Origin of the sequence: Paenibacillus sp. YIM B09110, from assembly GCF_037167145.1 — a bacterium.
Lineage (GTDB): Bacteria > Bacillota > Bacilli > Paenibacillales > Paenibacillaceae > Pristimantibacillus.
This window is the reverse complement of record NZ_JBANSP010000012.1, coordinates 18,564-34,868: the sequence shown is the minus strand read 5'-3', so window position 1 is coordinate 34,868 and position 16,305 is coordinate 18,564. Positions and strand designations below refer to the sequence as shown.

13 protein-coding genes are annotated in these 16,305 nt (G+C 49.6%); 2 read left to right on the top strand and 11 right to left on the bottom strand.

The window, feature by feature from the left end; all coding sequences use genetic code 11:
* Positions 1-101: 101 nt before the first annotated feature.
* Positions 102-500, top strand: coding sequence for a VOC family protein (locus V8F51_RS18360; protein WP_337101815.1), 399 nt, complete (start codon positions 102-104; stop codon positions 498-500).
* Positions 501-584: 84 nt separating this feature from the next.
* Here the strand turns inward: V8F51_RS18360 and V8F51_RS18355 are convergent, their stop codons facing one another.
* The 9 genes from V8F51_RS18355 to V8F51_RS18315 all read right to left on the bottom strand — a co-directional run bounded on the left by V8F51_RS18355 (position 585) and on the right by V8F51_RS18315 (position 13,435).
* Positions 585-1,238: an SGNH/GDSL hydrolase family protein gene (locus tag V8F51_RS18355; protein ID WP_337101813.1), complete on the bottom strand. Its 654-nt coding sequence runs from the start codon at positions 1,236-1,238 to the stop codon at positions 585-587.
* Positions 1,231-2,589: a hypothetical protein gene (locus V8F51_RS18350; RefSeq protein ID WP_337101812.1), complete on the bottom strand. Its 1,359-nt coding sequence runs from the start codon at positions 2,587-2,589 to the stop codon at positions 1,231-1,233. The genes V8F51_RS18355 and V8F51_RS18350 overlap by 8 nt, the downstream gene beginning before the upstream one ends.
* A gap of 25 nt (positions 2,590-2,614) precedes the next feature.
* Positions 2,615-4,216: an ABC transporter substrate-binding protein gene (locus V8F51_RS18345; RefSeq protein ID WP_337101810.1), complete on the bottom strand. Its 1,602-nt coding sequence runs from the start codon at positions 4,214-4,216 to the stop codon at positions 2,615-2,617.
* Between the two features lie 88 nt (positions 4,217-4,304).
* Positions 4,305-5,216, bottom strand: coding sequence for a carbohydrate ABC transporter permease (locus V8F51_RS18340; RefSeq protein WP_337101809.1), 912 nt, complete (start codon positions 5,214-5,216; stop codon positions 4,305-4,307).
* 22 nt (positions 5,217-5,238) lie between these two features.
* Positions 5,239-6,171: an ABC transporter permease gene (locus tag V8F51_RS18335; protein WP_337101808.1), complete on the bottom strand. Its 933-nt coding sequence runs from the start codon at positions 6,169-6,171 to the stop codon at positions 5,239-5,241.
* Between the two features lie 232 nt (positions 6,172-6,403).
* Positions 6,404-8,110, bottom strand: coding sequence for a sensor histidine kinase (locus V8F51_RS18330; RefSeq protein WP_337101806.1), 1,707 nt, complete (start codon positions 8,108-8,110; stop codon positions 6,404-6,406).
* 53 nt (positions 8,111-8,163) lie between these two features.
* A complete protein-coding gene (locus tag V8F51_RS18325; protein ID WP_337101805.1) occupies positions 8,164-9,804 on the bottom strand; it encodes a response regulator transcription factor in 1,641 nt (546 codons plus the stop codon).
* Positions 9,805-9,986: 182 nt separating this feature from the next.
* The gene (locus tag V8F51_RS18320) at positions 9,987-12,038 is read right to left on the bottom strand and encodes a hypothetical protein (protein ID WP_337101804.1); all 2,052 of its coding nucleotides are present in this window, start codon (positions 12,036-12,038) and stop codon (positions 9,987-9,989) included.
* On the bottom strand, positions 12,038-13,435 hold the full coding sequence (locus V8F51_RS18315) for an MFS transporter (protein ID WP_337101802.1): 1,398 nt from the start codon (positions 13,433-13,435) through the stop codon (positions 12,038-12,040). The genes V8F51_RS18320 and V8F51_RS18315 overlap by 1 nt, the downstream gene beginning before the upstream one ends.
* A gap of 258 nt (positions 13,436-13,693) precedes the next feature.
* On the opposite strand from V8F51_RS18315, the gene V8F51_RS18310 reads away from it, so the two are divergent.
* Positions 13,694-14,797 (top strand): helix-turn-helix domain-containing protein, encoded by a 1,104-nt coding sequence (locus V8F51_RS18310; protein ID WP_337101801.1) that lies wholly within the window; start codon positions 13,694-13,696, stop codon positions 14,795-14,797.
* Positions 14,798-14,867: 70 nt separating this feature from the next.
* On the opposite strand, the gene V8F51_RS18305 is transcribed toward V8F51_RS18310, so the two are convergent.
* Together V8F51_RS18305 and V8F51_RS18300 are read right to left on the bottom strand one after the other, a co-directional pair.
* Complete coding sequence (locus V8F51_RS18305; RefSeq protein WP_337101800.1) at positions 14,868-15,344, bottom strand: DinB family protein; 477 nt, start codon at positions 15,342-15,344, stop codon at positions 14,868-14,870.
* A 56-nt stretch (positions 15,345-15,400) separates the two neighbouring features.
* Positions 15,401-16,288, bottom strand: a complete 888-nt coding sequence (locus tag V8F51_RS18300; RefSeq protein ID WP_337101799.1) for a sugar phosphate isomerase/epimerase family protein — start codon at positions 16,286-16,288, stop codon at positions 15,401-15,403.
* Positions 16,289-16,305 lie beyond the last annotated feature (17 nt).

The following is a 16,305-nucleotide window of genomic DNA, read 5'->3' as shown; positions in this document are numbered from 1 at the left end:
CTGCGGGAATCCAACATAGCCGCTAATCGACTCGGGAGTTACCTGGTTGTGTCTATTAAAAAGGATGATAGGAACCTAACTATTGAGGGGGATGAATGAACATGGGAAGCTTGAAGCCGTATATTATTTCGGAGGATGCGAGAAGCCAAGCGGCATTCTACGCGCAATCGCTTGGAGGCGAGATCGTGTCTGTCGCCACGCACGGAGATCTAATGGGCGCAGAGCATGAGCTGAAGGATAAGGTGATGCACCTATGCGTCATGGTTGCAGGCGGACATGCCATCTTCATGGCAGATGCTATCGAGCCATTCACACGGGGAACAGGCCTTTCGCTTGCGCTCGAGTTCTACTCCGAGCAGGAGGCCGGCGACGCGTTCGGCAAGCTCGCCGTCGGCGGTAACGTGAAACATCCGATCGAGCGTCAGCCCTTCGGCATCTATTACGGAGAGTTAACGGACAAATACGGCGTTTCGTGGATGATTACGGCCGCGTCAAACTAATCTGCATTCTTATAACCTGAATGCCAAAACCGTCTCATTAGCGTTCCGAAATCGAACGTAATGAGACGGTACGTTTTGGGTTAGCTAGGTTATGGCAAGCTTACTATTCTGCACGGCATGGATCCATTCCCTGGCCATCAGCTCATGGCCGGCCGCGGTCGGATGCACGCCGTCCCTTATCCAATATGACGGCTCCGTGCGGAGCGCCGCTTGATCGAACGGCTCCTGCAGCGCAACGAAGAGAGCATCGTATTGCTTGGCGAGCGACGCGACGATACCCCTGTATCCGTCCAAATGGCTTCGCCATTGCCGCCACTCCTCAGCCGCTACCCCGGCTTGCAGAATAAAAGGTTCGCATAAAATCAATTCCGTATTCGGCATGACTTCCTTCGTCTCGTCAAGCAAATGCCGGTATGCGCGTTCGAATCGGTCGACGGCCCCCTCCGGCAGCTTGTGCATGATGCGCCACACATCGTTGACGCCGATTAGAATGCTGATGATATCCGGCTGAAGATAGATCGCATCCTCGTTCCATCTTGCGTAAAGATCGGAGACGCGATTGCCGCCGACGCCTCTGTTCAAGAAGCGATGGCGCGATTCCGCGAACTCGTAACCGAGCTTGCCCGCGATCAAATTGACATAGCCCTGACCTAACGTCGTTTGGCCCGCTTCCCTTGGCCTTCCCGCGTCGGTAATGGAATCTCCTTGAAACAAAATCGTTTTTCCGGTGCTAACCATGATCGACTCTCCTTCTGAGCGTAAGCTCTACCTTCTCCGGGACTCCCGTTAAATCCAATCGCAGAAAGACGAGCCGGTCTTGGATCAGCTTCGCCTCCGTTCCTGCCGTGCAGGCGCGGACCTCATACTCCTTCAAATCATCCCAATAGACGAGTCCGAACGGCATGGGAGGCCAATATCCAATCTCGAACGTCATGCGAATCTCATCGTCGGTCTTCATGTAGCCGCTAACGAACGCCGGCGGCACGTCTTCCTCGAATTCACTGCTCATGTCGCCTTTGCCAACGTAATTGCGCAAACGATCCGGCGTACACGATCCTTCTACGAACGCCATTTGGCAATGGCGGTCATAATAGTGGAACGTGTCTGGCCACGGCCCTGCAGCCGTGCCGCCGAGCGTCATCGTATACGCATTGACTTCGGGACGGACAGCCGTATCGCGGGTCAGCATATATACGGGAGCAGTTACTTCATTGCGCGCATGATAAGCTTCGATCGTCTGCGGGAGCGTCGTCAGCGTAATCGGGTACTTCGTGATATAGTCGAAAAATAGATCGAGCATGCCGGCGCATTCCTCCACATGCGAAGCCGGATAGACGGCGAACCGCTCGGTGTATTCCATCTCGTGGCTTTCCTGCTGCTGCAAAAAATAAACCTGTTCGTTATGCGCCGTATTGTCCAAATAGTTATGGAACAGGTTTTTCCAATATTCGATATTATCGCCTGTGCAAAGCCCTGCGCGGAGCACGTCATTCGGATCGGTAGAGTAGATGCAAGGGCTGCCTGAATGATACGTCGCGTGCAAATCGCGGGCCGTCCATTCGCTGGCAACGAGCTTCCCCTTGCCGGGATGCGGCGCTTTGAACCGGCCGCTGTCGATGTACCAGGAGCCCCAAGGGACGCCTTTATGAGTAATGTCATCCCACCAGACCTGCTCCCAGCAATATCCCCATATCCCCTGGAAGCCCAATTCCTCCGCCACCTCGATAAACTCCTTATAAATGTTGCCTCGCACGACGACCTTCGTCTTCGCCCATGGGAACGTCTCCTGCAGAACGGCCCATCCTTCCTCGAGCGCTCGCTTTAATCTCGCCCTGGAATGCTCCGATTCATCGGCATAGAACGGCGTCTGAAGAATAACATCGTCTCCGTATTGCTCATGCCAACGGATAATGCGCTCGGCCAGCACCGGAGCGGAGCCGGCATTGACGATCCATGTGACCGGAATGCCGTATTTGTGAGCAAGCTCCGCCGTCCGATCGATGCCGTCTATCGCAATCCCATGCCCCCAGCTTTGGTCGACATGCGTCGCGTAGCTAACGAACGTGTAGATTAGATTTTCCGGTTTCACGTTATGCGTTTCCCTTCATTCCAACTTATTTATTTTCTGCCCACCACTTGTCGATTTGCGTCTGCAGCTCGGCCTGTACCTTCTCGATGCCTGCAGCCTTCAGCTTTCCGTTGCGCTCGTCGATCATTTTGGAAGGATTCGCAACGGCGCCCGTACCCAAAATTTTGTATTCCGTAACGACTGCCGTCAGTTCGGAAATTTCATTTTTTACATTCGAATCATCGAAGACGAAGCCCATCAACGGGAAACGCACCGCTTCATCATTGAATTTCTTCCAATTGGTATAGAGATCATCCGGCTGGCCCGGCTTCAAGTAGTTCAGCATTTGGCTGCCGATTACCCAGAACAGCGCCGACGCTCCGTAGCCGGAATCGGCGATCGGCTCGATGCGGTTATCGCCGACTTTCTTGTAATGTTTATCTTCAATGCCGTGCACGATTAGATTGATTACGTAAGGATCGGTATGCAAGTAGTTCAGCACCATCATCGCCCGCTCCGGATCTTCGGACGTTCTCGATATGGAGAACATAGAGCCGGTAGCGAGGTCCGTCGTCACGATCGGCTCCGTCACGACATGCGACACATAATCGAATTGGTTATTGTCGGCGATCTTCACTTCGATGTCCGACCCCGGCTTCCATACGCCAGACGACATCCATAGCTTGCCTTGGCGTCTCAGGTCGGCTGCGTTCGTCTTGCTCGTGCCTGCATCCGCGTTGATATAGCCTTTCTCGTAATAGCTCCGGAACAGCTCGAACTCTTTTTTATTGATATCGACAAGCTCAGGTTCAAGAATCGATTTCACTTTCATTTCGGAAGCTGTGTAATCGACAAGGAACATCTGCGTCTTGCCCGGTGTCGGTCCGATCGGCCGGTAATTGGAGTTCGTCTCGAACATCATATGAATGCCGCCGCCTGAATTTCCATTTCCACCGGCGAGGAATAGGTTCGTCAGCCCCGGCTCTTCCTTGCTCATTTTCTCGTACCACGGCTCCAGATCGGCCCATTTATTAATCGTTTCGATCGGAATGTTATACTTGTCGACGATGTCCTTCCGATATGTGAATGATTGCCCTTGCGTAATTTCTTTGTTCGTAGGAATTGCGTACAGCTTCCCTTTCATGCGAGGCGCTTCCAGATAGAGCGGATGAAGCGTATCTTTGATGCCTTGACCGTGCTTATCGAGCAGCTCGTCGAGCTCGATGAAAGCGCCCTTCGTCACGTTGCCGAAGTAATTCAGCCATGACGTCGAGAACACTAGATCCATTTTTTCGCCGGTATTCATCATCAGTTCGGTTCGATTCTGATAGTCGCTGGCGGCGATAGGCTGGAGCTTGACGGTGGCGTTGATTTTTTCTTTGAAAAATTCGTTAAGCTTCTTTTCTACGAGCGCAACATCGGCTTCCGGCGTTCCGAAGTATACGATGGATACTTCGTAAGGCTTAAGCTCAGCCTCGGCCGGCTTGTTCGTTGCCTCTTCCGTGCTCGGTGAATTGCTCTGCTCGTTTGCCGTTGCATCGTTCTTCTCGTCGGCGTTCTTGCTGCCGCCCGACGAGCAGGCTTGCAGTACCATCATGACCGCCAGCAGCGTTGCAAGCATAACCGGGAATGACTTTCTTTGTCTCATGGCTCGTAACCCTCCAATTGGAATATTAATATAGTTGACGGCTCCGGGACTTTCGTCCGCTGCACCGGGACTATCTCTCGCAGGTCGGTCAACCTTTCACGGCGCCGACGGTAAGGCCTTTGACGAAATATTTTTGGAAGAACGGGTAAATAAGCAGAAGCGGACCCATACATACGACCGCTAACGCCATCTGCAGCGATTCATCCGGCAGATTGCTCATGAGCTCCGGGTTTTGCGCGGCCAGCTGCACGTTCGATCGCAAATACTGAACGTCGTTCAACACGCGCAGCATCAAGTATTGCAGCGGATATTTGTCTTCGGAACGAATGAACAAGAGCGAGTTGAACCAATCATTCCAGAATAAAATCGTGCCGAGAAGCGCCATCGTAGCCATGACGGGCAGCGACAGCGGCAGAACGATCCGAGCAAAGATTCGGAATTCGCCCGCTCCGTCGATTCTCGCGGATTCAATCAGCGCCGGATGAATCGTCGATTGAAAGAACGTCCGCATAATGATGACGTTAAACGGAATAATGAGCAGCGGAAGCAGCAGCGCCGCGTACGAATCCAGCAAATTCAGAACTTGCGTGAACACGATATATTTGCTCACCACCCCGCCGTTGAACAACATCGTGAAAAACAGGAAGAAGGTGAAAAAATTGCGGAACGGGTAGTCCTGGCGAGAGATTGGATACGCGTACATCGCCATTAGAATGACGCTTAAAACCGTTCCCGCAACGGTAATCCCGATACTGACCGCGTAAGCTCTTACGATCGTCCCATAATCCTTGAACAAGCTTTCATAAGCAATCCACGATAATTGCTTAGGGATAAAGCGGTATCCGTCATTGACTAGACTATCGATATGGGTAACGGATACGATAGCGACTAGAATAACAGGCAACACGCACAGTAACGATAGAATAATAAATACGGCGTTTAGCAAAGTATTGGCGACAGGAGAGATCGTATTCTCCCGCCGGGTAATTGGAATGCTCATCGGTTTCACCTCATGTCATAATCTAGAACAAAGCTTGATCGGGGTTGATTCTGCGTACCGCCGAATTGGTCAGCAGGACGAGAATGAAGCCTAATACGGATTGCGCCAATGCTGCAGCGGACGACATTCCGATATCGTTGAGCTCGATCAGCACGCGATAGACATAAGTGTCGACCGTGTCCGTAACTGGATACAACGCGCCCGAATCCATAGGGACTTGGTAGAATAACCCAAAGTCGGTATTGAATACGCTTCCCATTGACAAAATAGTCAATATGATGATTATGGGCTGGATTAACGGCAGCGTGATATGAACGATTTGCTGCCATTTGGTTGCTCCGTCAAGCACGGCGGCTTCATAATATTCGTTGTCGATGCCCGCTATCGCCGCAATATAGATGACCGCGCCGATGCCGACATTTTTCCAAGCATTAATGAAAATGAGAATATACGGCCAGTACGCTTTCTCCGAATACCAGTAAACGGAATCCAATCCGAACCATTCCAAGAATGAGGCATTCATGAAGCCCTTATCCGGATTCAAGAAAGCGTAGGCTAAATAGCTGACGACAATCATGGACAGGAAGTACGGCATGATAAGAAACGTTTGATACGTTTTGGCCATTCGTCCGCGCAGCTCATTGATGGCGACTGCGATCGCTACGGATATCACAGTATTGACTACCATAAAGGCCAAGCTGTACAGCACCGTATTGCGCGTAATTCTCCAGATCGAACCGGATGTGAACAGAAACTCGAAATTGTCGAATCCGACCCAAGGACTTCCGAGAATACCGTCGATATAATTAATATCCTTGAATGCAATAAACACCCCGAACATCGGCATGTAGTTGTTAACGATCAATACGATAAGCGTCGGAATAAGCATGATCGTCAGAAACCTGAACTTCCATAGAGAATGGATGAAATATGCGACCCCTTCTCTCTCCTTCACCTGCTCTCACTCCTCTCGATTAATTTCAGTATAGGTTAGCCCGTCATCTATTACGATGATCTATTCCAGCGGCTGCGTGATGTAATTGAGGAGAGATACTGAACGATGAACAGCTGCGAAAAAGGGATGATCTTCCGATCGCTGGCGCTTCTCCAGATTCATCTCTCTTACTTCGCTCGTTTGTACACAGCGCTTATTCAACTTATAAAGAGTGGGAAAAGAAAAACTCCGGCTATGCGCCGGAGCTAGAATCAATAGATATATGCTCTTGCATCGGCAAATGGATTACCGCCAAGACGCCACCGCCTTCTCGGCGGGTGTAACGCAGTCCGAACGCGTCACCGAAGTGCAATTGAATGCGTTGATGGACATTTCGAATGCCGTAGCCTTTGTCCGTAAGCTCTCCTCTAGTAATACGATCCAATCTGTCCATATCTACCGGAAGAAAGCCGTTATCCTCGACCGTCATCTCGATCCCGGATTGTACAGTGCGGATTCGAATCCATATCGAACCTTCCCCGTCCATGCTGCTCACGGCATGGAAAATCGCGTTCTCCACGAGCGGCTGCAAAATAACCTTCGGCGTCGTGTACATTTTCACGCCTTCCTCAATGTCCCAATATACTTCAAAGTTGTTAGGATACCGTTTCATCTGCAGACGGCTATAGGCTTGCACATGCTCAATTTCCTCGCCGATCGGAATCATTGACTTCCCTTTGCTGAGGCCTATTCGCAGCAGCTTGGACAAATCCTTGACCATTCCCCCAACGTCCTTATTGCCCTTGTCAACGGCATACCAATAGATGGAATCAAGCGTGTTATACAGCAAATGCGGAGTAATCTGCGAATGGAGCGTCGCAAGCTCCATTTCCTTTTGCTGAATCTTCATCAGGTAGTTCTCCTCGAACGAACGATCCAGCCTTCTAGTCATTCGCAAGAACGCGCCATACAATATGCCGAACTCGTCCGAACGGAGCAGTTCGCGACCGTCGCCCACGTCCAGCGGGACGCCCGGTTCATATATTTTCGTGATTGATACCAAGCTATACAAAGGTTTGACGATAATCCTCAGCAAATATAGGACGAACAGCAGTACGAAAGCCAGATAAATAAAAGATAAAATCATAATGACCCACTGAAACTCCGTTCGGCTGCTCGATATCGAATCCAGCGGAACGCGATAAACAAGACGTGTGTCATATTCGGGCTCGTAGGAGTACGCGTAAAGCCAGCGCTTCCCCCCCTGACTCGTGAAGTTGTATCCCGAATCCTCCTTGTGTGCCAGTTTGGATAGGCTCCCCTCAGGTAATTCGGCTGAACCGGCTTTCATGAGCAATTCATTATTGTCATTAAATAAAAAAATGCCGGAATGATCCGGAAGTTGCACAGACAACATGTCTCTCGTTAACTGCACCTCCAGGTGGGAGACGACCAGAAATCCGATGACGTCATTATAATTTTGGGCATTCAAAATACTTCTAATAAAGCTGACATTCGTGGCGCCTTCCGACGAACGCATTAAACGGAATACGCCAGCCCCGCGTTTGGCAATCGCCTGCTCGGCCCATGCGGGCATTTTGGTTTTATCGTTTTCGAGATACTTGAAGCCCATTTCTTTATTGGACAGGTCAATTAATGTACGTTTTCCTTCTGTATTGATCATAAATAGCGTATATCCCATTCCATCCGAGGACCAGCGCTCCAATATACTGTCCGCGCTATTGATTTGACCTAACGTTTCGATATTCAGCCAGAACTTGTTTTGTCCTGCTAGATCAAATAGATGATTGCCGAGAAACGTAGTCGTTTTATTGTTCACGGCAGACATCGATTTCGCTATCGTTGCATGATTCTGCTTCACAAGCTGGAGCATCGTGCGCCCAAGCTCATCCTGCATCGACTCCTCCGCCTTATAGGCCGAGATCCAACCGACAATCAAAAAGGGGCCAATGATGAACATAACGAACGCAAGCGTTACTTTATATTTTAGCTTCAGTCAGACACGCCTCCCGACCCTTTGCGATAATCTGCCGGACTAATCCCCGTATAACGTTTGAACATTCGGCTGAAATGCTCTGGAGACTCGTAGCCGACTTCGTATGCGATTTCATACCGCTTCTTGTCCGACGTTGCGAGCAAATATTTGGCCGCCTCCATCCGAAGCTCCGTTACGAAGTCCCAAACATTCTGCTTCGTCTCTCTTTTGAACAAATAACCCAAGTAGGCAGAGCTGAAATGCACCTCGCTGGCAATATCTTGGATTTTGAGCGCAGGATTATGATAATGCTTCTGGATATACCCTGTAATTCTTGCAAGAATCGTTCGCTCCCGCTCCCGTGCCATATCGGTCATTGCTTGGGCGGCCGCTTCCATGTACGGAACAAGACGTTCGATCTTGCTTGCGAAAGGCAGATCTCGGAAGAAGACATCCGGATCGAACCTGCGCAGGGTCGTTCCGTTGCCCTGCCCGTATTCCAGCAGCAGGCCATAGATGCGATAGACCAGCATGCCGCAATAGCTGTTAAGCAGTTCTTCCGTATGACCAAGCTCCTTCAGCAGTCCGACAACATCCTGAACATGAAGAGACAGCCGGTCCTCACTGTTCCCCTTCATAAGCTGCACGAATTGTTCCACCTTCTTCATCCATTCCACCATGTTCAGGCTGTCCTGTGCGGCGATATCCTCATAATAGAACACCGTTTGTTCGGGATGAAGCTTCTTCCACTCCGCAGTCGTATGAGCTTCTTCCATTAGTCTGGACAGCAGCGTTACATCGGAATGCAGACTGCTCATGCCGATTGTTGTATTCACGTTCAAATATTGCTTAAAGTTCACCGAAACGAATTGGCCGATCAGATGAAGCTGCGATTGCAAAGGCTGGAATCGTCCCGACGAGTCCTGATCATTTAATTGAATGATTCCGATCAACTCGTTGCCGAAGCCGTTCAACGTTAATCCGTTCCATTCGGATAAGCTTTCTTCAAAAATATTCAAGGCTGCATACTTCAGCAGCTTACGATCTTGAAGCATCACTTCACGTTTACTGAAGCCGCCTTGGCTAAGATCGAGACGAACGGAGATGACGCCGAAGTACGGTCCTTTGAGCTCGTTTGCTAGCTCTGCCACCAGGTCGTCAAGCTCTTTCTTCGACAACCCCCGCTCCGTGACCAATTCCATCAATATTTCACGACGCCGTCCCGGATCGGATGCGTTCTTCCCTTGCTCCTGAATGGAACGCTCCAGCGATTGCTTGCCGATTTCTTCCTTCTCCACTAGAACGCGGCGGACGACAAGAAGCAGCTCATCCTCTTCCACGGGCTTTACTAGATAGTCCCTTGCTCCTAATCGAAGCGACTTCTTGGCAAAGTCGAATTTCTCATGTGCGGATATGACGATAACTGGCAGATTGGGCTGCTCCATGTAGATCGTCTCCATCAGCTCAATTCCGCTCATCCGGCTCATCTGGATATCGGTCAATACTAAGTCGAATTGCTCCATACGCAAATAATCAACAGCCTCAAACCCGTTCAAAGCTACTTCCACACTCGAAATGCGGAGATCCGATGCCAGCAGAAAGTTTCGGATGCCGATGCTCACTCTCGGCTCGTCATCAACGACTAAAATCTTGTACATAGGCACCTCCACGATTTTCTTACCAGTATAAGGGAGAGCTGTAACCTTGTCGATGATCTATCTCAAGGTTTATGTGATGTATATCACCGCTTCCGCGCCGCATCGTAGGTTGTGTGAAAATAGACAAAAACGGGGAGCTGCTTTTGGAGCAGCTCCCCTGTTAATATTGTTCAAATTGCGGGTTATTTCACCACGACTCGAACTCGAGCCAGATTCATCACTTGCGTATACAAGTCACCGCTATTGCCTTCTCTGTCCGACGCAGCGCGCAATACCGGGAAATAAGTTCCTGGTTTGTCGAAGGTGTAGGTTGCCTCTACCACCGCTTGTGATCCTACTTCATTGACGCGGCTAATGTTGGCATCGATCGGAAAGGTTGCTTCCCCTTCAAAATCCCATTCCGCATATACGACTTCACCCGTATTCGGCGGAACCTCGATCTCTGCCTTGAAGTAGACCGTTTCGCCAACCGAAACCTCCGCCCGATCGCCGCCATTGGCCTTGAGAGAAATGACAGGCTGAATGCCTCTGCGATCTGCGGCTGTGGACGGAACGACAACCTGTCCTTCTTCAACTTGATAGTTCGTGCTCGCAGGAGGGTTAACCCCTCTTTCTACCCAAGCGCTCAAATCGAGAAGCGCCTGATGCAGAGCAGGGATGTACGTGACAATGTGGAGTCCGTCTAAAACATGGTTCGAGCTCGTATCGGCATGCAAAGCGTGGTCAACGAACCAAAGTCTAAAATGATCATCCAGCTTTTCCCCTAAGGATTGTTTGACCTTCGTTCTATACCAGTCGGCTTGCCAAGGGAACGCACTCTCGTCCATTAACGTTTGCACGACAATCATTTTCCCTTCGAAACGGCCGCTTTGAACAGAGCCTGCCCCGCCGAAAGAAACAGCAGGCCCGACATGGAATGGACGCTGCGGATACAACGGCTCGCCGTTGTCGTCCCGATACTGATCCCACACCGAATAATCGCTGGTCGGAACCTGGTGACGGTGGTACGTCTGAAGAGCGATATAGTCCGAGTTATCGAGCACGATCTCGTCGCCTGGCTTCACTAGCTCCAAGGTCTGAACGGATGTGAAAAATCCGAATGCCGCTCCAACCGTGACGATGTTTCCGTTGATCCCGCCAAGAGGAATTTTCAGACCGGCAGCCTCGCCGCTCGTAATCTGAATATAAGCTCCATCCAGATAGGCATCCCCTTCTGGCACATCGGCCAGCTTAAAGGAAGGTATGGACTCCTGACCTTGCGTAAGCATTTTCCACGCGTCGTCGACTCCCATTTTCACTGCTGCTTCAGAATTCGAAACCTCTTTCTGTCTCGGACGAATGACCTCCGACACAATTGTCTTATGTTGAAGACGCGCTCTGGAAGCCGAGCTAACGGGATCATGACCAAGGTATCCGGGAACGGTCCAAAAATCCTCAAAGTAAGACGGATCCATCCTCATAACAGCGGGAGATAGTACCGTCAGCGCTCCATCTCCAATTTCTTTATAGGCAAACCATGCCTTAGGCGGGAATCCCATTCTAGTTACTTCTTCAAGCGCTTGTCTCTCTTCATCATTTAATCCGGCATACATATCCCCGCTGCCGCCGGGCTCAAGAGCATCAATAATCGCAGGGAACTTATCCCCCAGAATTCGCATCGCGTGTACGCGTACCGTGAACACATTCGGAATCGCCATAGGTGTTCCGATGACGAACGGCACTGCGCCGTCCCAAACGCCTGTCGTATTTTCGATGAAGCTCATCGTTTTGAACCCGCCGCCGCTGCCGCCGTAAATATAACCGTAAGGGCGGTGAGAGCCGAACAACTCAGCCGCTTTGACCCGGGAATATAGCGCGACTGCGGCGCTTGCGCGATACACAAGGGTAAAATCATCGGACGCTCCGCCCATATTGGTTTCTACCAAATAGGCACCGCGGGAAATGGCAAAACCAATTTTATTGTCCACGCCGTCAATATGGCTTTGGGCTGCGTCCTCACTGCCCTGAACCGGGTAGACGGGTTGAAAGAAACGTCTCTCATAACTTTCCGCAGGTGGGAAGTAGAACGAAAACCGGGTATCATTGCCCTCGAATCCGCCGTGAATGTAACGATGGCGCACAGGCTCATCCCGCCATTCATCGATATCCACATAGGGATGTTGGAACTGTGGATCCTGCTGACCGTCGTATAACAAATTTTCATTGTTTGCTTTTTCGTTTTCATGTATGGACATTATTTTTTCCTTCTTTCCGCAAGTTCTTGAGATATTTGGGCTTGTTTCTTTTCCGTAAGATCAAACCAGTACATGCATATCGCAAATGCGCCGAAAACGGCGGGCAGAACGCCTACCAATACCTTGAAGCCAAAAAGAGTTGCCTCGCTTTGCTCCACGCCCGGAACATATCCGATAACCGTCAGCGCGCCGGCTGCGATCGCTCCGGATATAGCTGTTGCAAAGGTTTGGATAAATCCGTTGAACGAGCTCATAAATGCATTTAAATTCAGACCGCTCTTCCATTCGGTATAATCGATCGCAGCGGGCATCATAGCGCCTTGAGCAGGGCTGGCAAACCCGCCGATTAAAGCAGTGAGAACCGAAATGGCAATAAAAATCAGGAGACCAACATTATTGGCAGGGATGAATAAATAGACGGGACATGTAGCCAATCCGACGATCACGCCAGCCAGCACCGTGTTTCTGAGTCCAAACCGTCTGATGACCCTTTGGCTGAATGCGACTCCGACGAGAGTTGGAATCAAAACAACGATTCCAACAATGGCCATCAATCCTTCGTTCTCAAAAAAATATTTATAAAAATGGATTTGAACGCCGGACCGAATACCGGAAGAGATAGAACCGGCGAACAAATACACATATAAAATGACGGCATATTTGTTCGTGAACGTCGCAGCGATCATCTTTTTAAACGAAGGCGTTTTCTGATCTTTATTTACGGCTAGAACATACCTTTCCTTCACTCGTACCGATTGAAAGACGGATATTACAATCGTCATCACTGCCGCCGCAGCCATTAAGATCGAGAAGCCCTTGGCATCGTCTCCACCGCCTAAAGCTTTATATAGCGGCACGGTGCCTACTTGAACAATCAAAGCTCCAATCAGAATGAACAAGAAGCCTAGCTGAGCAATTGAGATTCGTTCCTCGATTCTTTTGGTCACGGCAGGTACGACTGCATTGCTTGGAATCGTGATAATTGAGGCGAAAAGACTATAAATCGTATACGTCACTACGACATAGACAAGCTTTCCGGTCTCGCTCATATCGGGAACCGTGAAGGTTAGCCATCCGGAAATCCCGAACGGAACGCCCAAAATTAAAAACCAGGGCGTGTATTTCCCCCACGGCGTTCTGATTTTATCCAACAATGCGCCGAATAAAGGCGCGATTAGCGCATCGACAAAACGAATCATGAGAAATAATGCGGCTACAAAAGCCGGGTCGATTTTCATAAAGTCCGTGTAGAAAAACAGCAAATACATTTGAATGATTTGATAATGGAACGTATTCGGCGCGCTTCCGACAACAAGCGCAATCTTTTCGCTTATCTTAAGCTTTGGATGTTCGCCGTCATTGGCGACCGTTTTCTCAGTCATCTCAATTGATGCCATAAAATTCCCCCTTAAAAAATGCTTGCTTGAAAGCACTTACATTAGGATTATCGCATACATCCGACTCCATGTATGGTAAGTTATATATATAAATTGTACAAAATCGAGGTGTCATCCATGTCCTTGGCAGATCAAATAGACGATTTGGATTATATATGTAAATTGATACACGAAAGCTTTGGTCTCCCTGTTTACTGCAAATTAAATTCCGAGCTGCAAAAGGAATCTTTTTGGGCCGCCGGCTTGCCTGATCACCCTATGTTTTCCGATGCTGCCGACCTATTCCGTTCAGCCGCAGCCAAAGGAACCGAGCTCAGCTGCCTGGTCGTACATGAAACCAACTACACGGAGCAGTTTGCCGTCGTTCCGGTCATTCGAAACCTGCAATGTCAAGCCGTCATCGTCATCGGCCCGGCTCTCCGGCATAATCATTCGGAACCGTCCGCCGAATTCTGGCAAGAACATGGAATACCGCATGAGAAACGAACCAAATGGACGGAATACTATCGCAGTCTCCCGTTCGTGGACCGCTTGCGATTACTCTATATTTGCGTTTCGGCTAATTGGATGATCAATCAACAAGCACTGGACATTACGGACGTAATCGAATCCACCTTGCAGTACGGCCTATCCGATCAGCAGCAGGAAAAAGAACGGGAGCTCACCGATCGCCGGGAGTACTCTATTTTCCACGATGGTAATGCAGGACAAGGGCATTTGCTGGAATTAATTAAACGCGGAGAAAAAAACGAATTAATCAAGCAGTTGGCCAAAATGACCAACATTGATTATATTAGCGAGGTCAATTCGAAACGAAGCCATCTTCGTAACGTGAAAAATCTCGCTATCGGCGGAGTCACCTTAAGCAGTCATATGGCTACCCAAGGCGGAGTGTACGAGGAGTTATCCAGTACGTTATGCGGCTTGCATGTTAAGCATATTGAAGAGCTGACCGATTTGGCTGCGGTGGAAGCTGTTGTATTCGCTGCAATCGTGGATTTCGCCGAGCGTGTCAGCCAATGCCGTAATAACAACGTATCCAAGCCGGTCTATAGATGCAAGGAATACATCTACCTGCATCTCTTCGAAGAAATGACGATGCAGCAGATGTCTGATGTATCCGGACTTAACTCCGAATATTTATCACAATTGTTCAAGAAAGAAACCGGTCTGACTCTCATGAACTACATCCAGAGGGAAAGAATCGAGGAGGCCAAGAAACTGCTCGACCATTCGGGCGATACGATTACAAGCATTAGTGAGCGGCTCACTTTTTATGATCAATCTCATTTCGTGAAGGTATTTAAGAAACACGCTGGCGTAACGCCTAAGCAATACCGGAACCGGAAGCGTTCGAGGTAATTGAACACCAAATGATAAAGAGGGAGCCTCAACAGCCATCGGCTCTTGGGACTCCCTTATGATGTCATTCTTATTTCATTTGCATTTCTCTCGTTGGCCCGAGCACGCCCGGTACCGCGAGGCCCGCTTGACGAAGCAACACGGTCATTTGGCCGCGGTGATGCGTTTCATGGTCAAGGAGCTTGCGCAGGAACTTGCCGCGCGGGGTCATTCGTCCGAAGCCGTTGATTTCTTCCGCCATTTGCTCGTCGGACAGAGCCTTCGCTTCACGATTATACGCTTCAATAACCGCTTCGTATTTCTCTACAATCTCCGCCATATGCGCCGGCACTGGCGTGCCGCGCTCTACGCCCGGAATTTGCAAACCGGCGAAGTGTCCGAACGCTCCCGCCGAACCTACGAGATGCCAAGCAAGCCAGCCGAGCGAGTTGTGGCCTTCCACGATTGCCGTATTCATCTTCTCGTCCGTGATCGCTTTCATAACGGCCAATGTGCCTGTGGACGTCGCCGACCAATCTTCCAGAAAATCTTCCGCATTACGATACATGTGATGTTAGCCTCCAAAGTCAGTGTCCGTTCCATTCTATTATGGACAGAGGACAATTACAAATTAGGCCGGCCTTCCCCATCGTCAGGTATCCAAGCAGATGCGTTCGTTTGCAGCTTCTCTTCAAGATATTGACGGCAAATTTCTAAGCTTTGCCTTGGTGTATGACGAGATTGATCAACCTCAACGGTTACCCAGCCCTCATAATGAATGTCATTAAGCGCCTTGAACACGCTATCGAAATCAACAGAACCTAAACCAAGCTCACAGAAGAAGGGCTGCTGATTACTCACTGCATCTATTCCTTCTGTATTCCGAGTTTGAATCGTCAAATCTTTTAGATGCAGATAAGCTACTCTATCGCGATAACGGCGAATGACCGCTGCAGGATCCATTCCCGCTCCAAGCAGCTGCGCGGTATCGGGAGCAAAAAACACTTCAGGCACGAATAGCTCCATTAACGCATCTATATCTTTCTCGTGCTGAATTTCGGTCCATAAATGTGGATGAAGAGCGGATTTGATACCCAGCTGATACGTTGCCTTAGCCGTTTCGTTAATCGTATCGGCCATGATCTTAAGCTCCTCGATCGTAGAAGGAAGCTCTCCCGTTCCCCCCGGACCCAATACTAATATTTCCGCGTTGCATTTGGCAATGAGCTTTGCCAATCGAACATTTTCGTCAATAAGCTCTTGTCGAACTCTTACATTGCCAAAGCGTTTGTCTGTGCCAAAAGAAGCCCCTCCATACAAACCTGTTAACAGAAGATTATGCTGATCTAATAGCTCGTGATAAGCTTCTATATTATCCTCATAGCGATATACAAACGACGCCCACGGTTCAATCGCCCGATAGCCAAGCTCTGAAATATCTTTCATCGCTTGAAGATGATTTTCTCCCCATGTAATGGCATGCACGGCTATCTTTCCTTTAAAAGCAGACATATACCAATCTCCTTGTC